Source organism: Wocania arenilitoris (assembly GCF_021728535.1).
Classification (GTDB): domain Bacteria; phylum Bacteroidota; class Bacteroidia; order Flavobacteriales; family Flavobacteriaceae; genus Wocania_A; species Wocania_A arenilitoris.
On record NZ_JAKKDU010000036.1, the window covers coordinates 1 to 1583 of the forward strand.

At 31.1% G+C, this 1583-nt stretch carries 2 protein-coding genes; both read right to left on the reverse strand.

Going from position 1 to position 1583, the window contains the following annotated elements; translation table 11 throughout:
- Positions 1-246 precede the first annotated feature (246 nt).
- Positions 247-891: a hypothetical protein gene (locus tag L3X37_RS15190; RefSeq protein WP_237241016.1), complete on the reverse strand. Its 645-nt coding sequence runs from the start codon at positions 889-891 to the stop codon at positions 247-249.
- 147 nt (positions 892-1038) lie between these two features.
- On the reverse strand, positions 1039-1443 hold the full coding sequence (locus L3X37_RS15195) for a hypothetical protein (protein WP_237241017.1): 405 nt from the start codon (positions 1441-1443) through the stop codon (positions 1039-1041).
- Positions 1444-1583 lie beyond the last annotated feature (140 nt).

Consider the following 1583-nt stretch of genomic DNA (forward strand, 5'->3'; position numbering starts at 1 on the left):
TTGCGGTCGGACTTAAATGTACCAATGCGAAAACCGGCCTCGACAAGGAGCCTCCATAAAGATACGATTCGTTAGCAAAAAAACTCAACTGATTTTTTAGTAGGGAGATTGTTGCCAACGGTTACGTATATGAAATGTTGCGTGTTTGTGTGCGAGGATTTTCCGAAGGAAAATCAGAAGCTAGCAAACAAAGCAACTAACATTGGTTAAGCACAAAATAGCAATTTTTTATATACAATGTTGGCATTAGTTTTTTAATTCCGTTAATGTTTTTATGTTTTCCTCCGACATTTTATGTGTTATCGCAGGTTTCTCATACATTTGATGTTCTCCGTTTTTTATATTTCCTAATCTTATATATTTTGTCACTGAACCTTTATTTATAATTCTAACATACGAACAACTGTCAAGCCATTTAATCCGATTGAGTTTGTCCTCAAATCCAACAGTTTTAACTAGTTCATAATCTTTATTATTTTCTGAATATCGAATAATAGTATCAATTCCATATAGGAAAGTCCCATATTTTATTTTATTACAATCTATTGGACTAGAAATAAATTCGATTTTGTCTTTTTCTATTAAGGATTTTGGTTCGATTTTATTATGGTCAGTAAAAAAAACTTGATTAATGATTAGGAATATAGGCATTCCAATACTGAATAGAATATGCGTGATATAAAATCCGATAGCACTAATTCCAAAACTTTCTTTTTTATTAATTGCAGCATAAACAATTAAATACATAAATAAAGCTCCAGCTATTATTGCAGTCCAAGTCCGAATTGAGTCATTAGAAATGAAATCAGCATTGTATCCTAAAAGGATGAACAAATAAAATAAAAATCCAAAGAAAATTGGACGGATTATTGATTTCAGGGTTTCTTTCATTCAAATTAATGCCAACGGTCTCGGCTATGAGTAGTTGCGTGGTTTAGCACTTAAATTTACAAGTATACACCAAGCTGAAAATCCGCTAGGATTTTCAGAAGTAGGCGAGAACAAGCAATTACTTATAGCCATTGTTGTAAACAGTTATTAATTTGGTTCATAAACTATTTTGGTTATTCCATTAGAGCTTTCTTCCACTAAATTCACTCCTTCTTTATAAATTTTATATGTCGTTCCTTGGTCATTTATGTGTCCAATTCGATACATGCTATTTCCCAGATTTTTCCAAACAACACTTCCGTCAAAATCCAATAAATTGCACTCTTCTGGAAAGTTGTCTGAAATTATTTTACCTCCAGAAACTGTATTGTCGGCTTTATATTCTGTGTAAATGTGAGGTAAGCAAGTTGGTAAATCAATCTGTTGATTTGATTCATATTTTTCTATAGCTCGCCATTTTCCGATAATAATGTCTGAATCATCACTACTTGAACAGGATGATAAAAAAACAAGTCCAAGTAAAATTCCGCAAAATAGTTTTATTTTTTTCATTCGTAATGTTTGTTTTTAATTCCAACTAACGTCAAATATTAAGTACTGATATTTAGTGTTTTACTAAATCCGACGTCTTCAGGTTTAATCTCAAATTTAGCAATATTTTTCTTGATTCTGTTGACTAATTTTAATTTTCT

Coding starts and splice junctions, on each gene's coding strand:
- L3X37_RS15195 (WP_237241017.1), bottom strand. CDS start 1,443: ATGAAAAAAATAAAACTATTTTGCGGAATTTTACTTGGACTTGTTTTT.
- L3X37_RS15190 (WP_237241016.1), bottom strand. CDS start 891: ATGAAAGAAACCCTGAAATCAATAATCCGTCCAATTTTCTTTGGATTT.